Genomic DNA, 6,286 nt, shown 5'->3' on the forward strand with positions numbered 1-6,286 from the left:
CAGGGCCTGGGCGCCGAACTCTGGTCCCTGTACAACCAGCTTCAACAGCGGGCCCCGGGCGCCATCGCGTTCTACCCCGTGATGTACCCTGCGGACAAAGTATTCCCCGACCTTTTCAACGGCAACCTCAAGGTCTATGAGGCCTCAGTCGCGTCGGGGGCCAGCACAGTAGTGTCCGACATCAACCTCCTTGACGCCGAATGTCACGGGCAGCCGCACCACTACGTGCTCGCCGGGTTCTCGCAGGGCGCCTGGGTGATCCACGACGCCCTCCACGCCCTAGCCGCGGCCGGGCCGTCAAAGCTCGCGGAGATCTCCGGCGTCGCCTTGTTCGGCGACCCTGATTTCCTGCCGTACACGCCGTGGGTGCGGGACTTCAAGTGGCTCGACCCCGCTCCCGGGGTGGCCGCGCTGGCCGGGAAGGGCTACCCGGTGATCCCCAGGCAGGTGGTGCCCCGCACCGCGTCGTACTGTTTCCCGAACGACCCCGTGTGCCAGGCAACACCATGGAATATTGCCGCGTTTCTACCGGCGTGCGCTGTACCTTATAACTTGCTGTGCCCCCACTTCGATTACGTGCACTTTGGTGAGGTAACCCCGGCTGCGGAGTTCCTGGCCCGGCTCCTGCCCCGGTAAACAAACCCGCGCGGTGCTCCCGCCGCTTCGGGGGCCTGCTAGCCGTGCGCAGGCCGCCGTCCCGCTCCCGCCCCTCAAACTGAACGGGACAGTTTGACAGAGACTGCGCGGCCGTCTCTGTCTCCCGGAGTCATGGCACAGATCGCCGCCGACCCTGCCGCTATGGTGAAGGCATGGGTTGCTTCGCTGCCATGACTACCCGGACCGCCGCTTAGCGGCGGTACCGAGGTTGCCGTAACCGCGGCCTCATCGCCTGCCCTCGCCGGGGCAGTGCCAGGACGTACCGCCCGATCAGTGTCCTGCCTGGCGGTCACGCGCGTATGCCTGTGCTGCCGGGTCATCCTGCCTGATCAGGGGAGTCATGTTGCAGTCGCAGCGTTTCGATTCACAGTGCGAAGAACCAATCCCGTACCCGTCCGCAGCCGGACCCGCCGTCACGCAGGACCCGCGTGCCGCGACCCTGGTCCTGATGGTCGGGCTCCCCGCAGCCGGGAAAACCACCCGGGCCGGAGAACTCGCCGCAACGCATCAGGCGCTGCGGCTGACCCCGGATCACTGGATGATCCCGCTGTTCGGAGATTCGATGGCCGGCGGCAAGCGCTGGGTGCTCGAAGGCCGGCTCATCTCGGTCGCCCTGCAGGCGCTGCGGCTGGGGACCAGCGTCGTGCTCGACTACGGGCTCTGGGGCCGCGATGAACGGTCGGCGTTGCGCTGGCTGGCCCGGTCGGCCGGGGCAGCATGCCAGGTGGTCTACCTGCCCGTGGACAAAGACGTCCAGCTCGCCCGCATCGCACTCCGACAGGAAACGGCACCGCACCAGACATTCCCGATGAGCGAGGCCGAGGTGGACTCGTGGCGGGAGCAATTCCAGGTGCCTGACGCCGCCGAACTCAACGGCGGTGAGATCCCCGCCCCGCCAGCAGGCTGGTCGGGCTGGCCCGAGTGGGCAGTAGACCACTGGCCCTCATGCACCGACAGCTAACCCAGCCGTCCTAACGGCGTTCGTGCTGGCCAGCAGTACCGCTAGGTTTACTTTACATAATGCTCATTATCGGCGTTAGGCCGAGTAAGGGTTGCGGGGTATGCCGACCGGGATTGTCCCGTGCCAGCCCATCATGTCGTTTGACGGCGATCTTGTCGTTTACATGTCATCGTGACAGCCATTATGTTGGCGGCCCTGCGGCACTCCTACATCACGTAGGCGGGCGCAGCCAGAGCACGCCGCCGCAGCGCGCTGTCTCGCGGTCGGCCGCGGCGGCGGCGAGTGCCGCCCCAAGCCGGTATACATACGCTTTCGTCCGCGGGAACGTGAGGTCGGACGTGTGGATGAGGCCAGGAACCCCGTCTCCGGCCGCCTCGTGTGCACGTCGGAGGCTCTCGAAGTCCGGGACGTTGTTCGTCACGAGGACCCGGCCCTCGGCCAGTGCCGCCTGGAAGATCTCCAGGTCCGACAGGGCGCGCAGGACAGGATCCGCAACGACCGCACGGCAGTCGATGCCGCGGGCAGCGAGATCGGTCGCGATCGCGGGCGAGAACATCTCGTCGAGGAGCAATGCGTCGGGCACGTTACCGGGTACCCCCGCTCACAGTCCCAGCAGTCCCTGCTGCCGTTCCCATGCCGCCTGTGCCTGTGCAGCCTCGGCGCGTGCCCTGTCCAAGAAGTCCTCGACCTCCTCCGGATAGTCGCTCCAGTAAGCCAGAGCCGCGCGTATGAACGGTACGGGCGTCCCTGACGTCTCGGCGGCGACCTCGACAACCTCGTCACCCGCCAGTGCAGGCTCAGCTTCGCGGACCGACCGGATGGCGCCAATGACCTCCCACACGTCAGGACCGCCGACCAGCCTGGCCCTGCGCCCGGCCGGGCCATCCTTGAACGTGATGAGCGGGTGCTCACGGATCCGGAGCGCCTCATCGACGAGCCTACTGGTGGCGCTGGACAGGGTCAGATCCCGGTGCGCTGCAACGAACGCGGAGAGTCGCTCGAACACGCGCGGTTCGAACCGGACCGACGACGGGCTAGGAGTAGCTACCATGTATGACAATGTAGGTGAGCGTAAGCGGGCAGTGCAAACGACTTGCATGCTACCCCCAGACCGGCGTGGAGCCAGGCTCCGACGTCTCATGGGCGGGTCGGCCGCGCGGGGAGACCAAGAGCACGTCCGGTGCCCACTCCCCCGGCCCACGAGGCAACTCCGCGCCGTCGGTTCCGGAAACGACGTGATGCTTGAGACGAGGGAGTGTCCCGACGTCTCACGAAGGGGTCGTTCCGCAGGACATTGCCGACATGTTCCCTGAGACGGGACACGCTCGTCCCGTGACAGCCATCATGTCGTTTGAACGTGTATGGACGGTCAGTGAGACACGGCACAGACCGCGGTCAAGGCGGCGCTCATGCGCCCGTCCCGCGGCCCTTGTGCTCCATGAGATGCAGGGTCACCCCGAACGTCGTCTCCGGCGCCGTGAAGACCGACCGGACCTCATCGGTCTCGAATTCGCCCTGCAGGACGACCCCTCGGCGTGCCAGTTCGGCTTTGGCGTCTTCGAGGTCGTCGACTTCATATCCGAGATGGCCGACGACCGCAGTCTCGCCGTCCTTGAGCTTTGGCATGCCGAAACCGGCAGCGCGGACCTCAATCAACTCCAGGCGCGTTTCACCGAACAGCAGAAATTGCAGGTCGATGTCGCCGCCGCGAAGACGCCCGCCGTCGGCTCTGCCGTCAACGGTGTCGCCCGCCCGGGCAACGGTTTCGTCGATATCGCGCACGACGATTGCGATATGATCCAGCCCAAGTAGCCTCATGGACCTCAGTCCTCCTGTGTCTCGCTGTTTTCCGTTGTTGACGGGATACGGTCGTTGCTCTCAATTGACTTCGGCCGGTGGCTTGTCCTCCTACGCGACCTTGATCGTCTTGTTGACGGGGAGTTGACGGATCCGTGTCCCGGTCAGTGCCGCGATCGCGTTAGTTAGTGCCGGCGCGGCGGACGGGACGCTGACCTCGCCGACACCGGTTGGTGGTTCGGTCGATTCGATCAGGTGGACCTCGATCGTCGGGGTGGACCGCATCCGCATGACCGGATAGCGATCGAACTGTTGGGTGATGATCTCGCCGCCGTCGCCGAGGACAACCTCGCCCCACGCGGCGGCGCTGAGCCCGAACAGGAGCCCGCCCTCGACTTGCGCACGGATCAGATCCGGATTGACCTGGATTCCACAGTCCAGCGTGTAGACGATCCGGTCGATGCGGATGCGTCCGCGATCGTCGAGCGAGATCTCGGTGACCTGGGCGCTGTGGCTGAGGTAGCTGGAGCACGTAATTCCGCGCGCGTGGCCTTCCGGCGCTGCCGTGCCCCAGCCGACGATCTCCGCGGCCAGCTCGAGCGCGCGCAGCGTGCGCGGGTTCTCGGCGAGCAGATCTCTTCGCAGGTCGACGGGGTCGCGTCCCGTGGCGATCGCGAGCTCGTCGATCGCCGACTCGCGCGCGAACTCGGTGTGGGAATTGCCGATCGAGCGCCAGGCCATAATCGGCACGCCCGACTCGAAGTTGGTCGAGCCGAACCTGACGTTCGGCAATGCGTAGGGGCCGTCGACGATCCCGGCGACCGTCATGTAGTCCACGCCACCCTTGAACAGGAAGTCACTCGCGATGGGCAGGTTAGACGAGACCGGTTCGAGGACTACCGAGACCGGTTCGACGACCACCTCGTGGTGGATGGCGGTGACGTGACCGGCCGCGTCGGCGCCGGCGCGCACGCGGTGGGCGGCCATCGGCCTGTAGTGGCCGGTCTTGAAGTCCTCCTCGCGCAGCGACTGGACCCTGACCGGGTACTTCCAGTCGAGCCCACGCGCGACCTGTGCGGCTTCGGCGGTCGGATCGTGGCTGGAGGTGCTGTGCAGCCCGAACGTGCCCCCGGCGAACGTCACGTGAACCTCGACCTGGTCCTGGTCGATGCCCACCGCGTCCGAGACCGCCATCTGGCTGTAAAGCGGGGTCTCGGTGCTCGCCCACACCTCCAGCACACCGTCCTCGCGCATCCGGCACACCGCGTTGTTGGGCTCCATCGCAGCGTGCGCGAGATACGGGAGCGTGTACGTGGCGTCGATCGTCGTCTGCGCGGCCGCAAGCGCGGCGTCGACGTCTCCCTCGTCGCGTGAAACGACAGCCTTCTCGGCTGACTCGAGCAGGCGGACGTGCTCGGCCATCAGCTCGCTCGAGCTGCGGCGCTCGGCTCCCGAGTCATCCCAGCTCACGTTCAGCGCGCGCAGACCGCGCTGAGCGTCGGCGACGGTCTCGCCGACGACTGCCACCCCGGCGTCGATCGGGACAACGGCGATCACTCCGGCCTCGGCGAGGGCCGCGTCGTCGTCGACCGAGGCGACCTTCGCCCCGAACCGAGGCGGGTGGAGCACGACCGCCTCCACCAGTCCGGGAAGGCTCACGTCGATCGTGAACTGAGTCCGGCCCAAGATCTTCCCGGGACTGTCGACGAGCAGCCGCCCCTCGTGCCCGATCAGCCCAAACTCGGACGGGTCCTTCAGGCGCACGTCGTCCGGAACGGGCAGCTGCTCCGCCCGCGCTGCGAGCTCGCCGAAGCTTGCCTGCTTGCCGCTCGGGTGAGACAGCACGCCGCGGTCGACCGCGACCTCCCCGGGAGGGACCTGCCACGCATCCGCCGCTGCCGCGACCAGGCGGGCCCGCGCCTGGGCACCGGCCATCCGGTAGCGCAGGAAGGATCCTTTGATCGAATTCGATCCCCCAGTCCACTGGTACACCCCGCCGGTGGCGGGATTGCCGTAGACATCGCCGTTCGGCCCGACTCCATTCGCCGCGTTGACCACGCGAACAGAATCGAAGTCCGCGTCGAGTTCCTCCGCTACCAGCGTGGCGAGCCCGGTGTGAACTCCCTGACCCATCTCGATCTGGGCGGAGAGCACGACGATCGTCCCGTCCTCACGCACGCGCACATACGGGTGCACCGGATCGGCCATCTCCTCGGCCGTCAGCCGGTGCACCTCCGGCTCCGGGGGCGCCGTGAGCGGGCCAGGATCGTCCCCGGCGGCCAGGATCGCCGCCGCGTCGTGGATCGCTGCTCGGATCCGCGCATAGGTCCCGCAGCGGCAGAGATTGCCGCTCATCCACTCACCGACCGCGGCGTCGTCGGGAGACGGGTTCGAGCCCAGCAGCGCCACCGCGGCCAGCGTCTGGCCGGGCTGGCAGTAGCCGCATTGCACGACGTTGCCGCGGTGCCACGCGTCGCGGACCGCATCGACCACCGGGCCTGAAGCCGCCTCTACCGTCACGACGTCCTTTCCGACCGCCCGCTCGGTTGCCGTCTGGCAAGACTTCGTGTTGCGGCCATCGAGCAGAACCGTGCACGCGGCGCACCAGCCCGCTCCGCACCCGAACTTCACGCCGTGCACGCCCAACACGTCTCTGAGCACCCAGAGCAGCGGGGTCTTCGCGTGCCGGTTGTCGACCTCGACCTCAGCACCATTGACGGTGAGCTTCATCAGATTCCTCCTAGGCGGGCGTGCCCTGGTCAATCCACTGCTGGAGTTTGTCGACCTGGGAATCGGCCCAGGCGCCGTCGCAGGGCATCTGCCCGCTGCGCAGGGCGCCGACGATGGCGTCGGCGTGCTCGACGACGTCCT

Annotated in this window: 6 protein-coding genes; 2 read left to right on the forward strand and 4 right to left on the reverse strand. The window is 67.2% G+C overall.

Going from position 1 to position 6,286, the window contains the following annotated elements:
* A partial coding sequence (locus tag VKV57_06435; protein ID HLW59551.1) for a cutinase family protein occupies nucleotides 1-636 on the forward strand: 636 nt, incomplete at its 5' end.
* Between the two features lie 469 nt (nucleotides 637-1,105).
* Nucleotides 1,106-1,618, forward strand: coding sequence for an ATP-binding protein (locus VKV57_06440; GenBank protein HLW59552.1), 513 nt, complete (start codon nucleotides 1,106-1,108; stop codon nucleotides 1,616-1,618).
* Nucleotides 1,619-1,829: 211 nt separating this feature from the next.
* Here the strand turns inward: VKV57_06440 and VKV57_06445 are convergent, their stop codons facing one another.
* The 4 genes from VKV57_06445 to VKV57_06460 all read right to left on the reverse strand — a co-directional run bounded on the left by VKV57_06445 (nucleotide 1,830) and on the right by VKV57_06460 (nucleotide 6,145).
* Nucleotides 1,830-2,201: a DUF5615 family PIN-like protein gene (locus VKV57_06445; protein ID HLW59553.1), complete on the reverse strand. Its 372-nt coding sequence runs from the start codon at nucleotides 2,199-2,201 to the stop codon at nucleotides 1,830-1,832.
* Nucleotides 2,202-2,219: 18 nt separating this feature from the next.
* Nucleotides 2,220-2,624 (reverse strand): hypothetical protein, encoded by a 405-nt coding sequence (locus tag VKV57_06450; protein ID HLW59554.1) that lies wholly within the window; start codon nucleotides 2,622-2,624, stop codon nucleotides 2,220-2,222.
* A gap of 401 nt (nucleotides 2,625-3,025) precedes the next feature.
* Nucleotides 3,026-3,436 (reverse strand): VOC family protein, encoded by a 411-nt coding sequence (locus VKV57_06455; GenBank protein ID HLW59555.1) that lies wholly within the window; start codon nucleotides 3,434-3,436, stop codon nucleotides 3,026-3,028.
* Nucleotides 3,437-3,526: 90 nt separating this feature from the next.
* Nucleotides 3,527-6,145 (reverse strand): molybdopterin cofactor-binding domain-containing protein, encoded by a 2,619-nt coding sequence (locus VKV57_06460; protein HLW59556.1) that lies wholly within the window; start codon nucleotides 6,143-6,145, stop codon nucleotides 3,527-3,529.
* Between the last annotated feature and the right edge of the window lie 141 nt (nucleotides 6,146-6,286).

This window comes from bacterium, from assembly GCA_035307765.1.
Taxonomy (GTDB): domain Bacteria; phylum Sysuimicrobiota; class Sysuimicrobiia; order Sysuimicrobiales; family Segetimicrobiaceae; genus Segetimicrobium.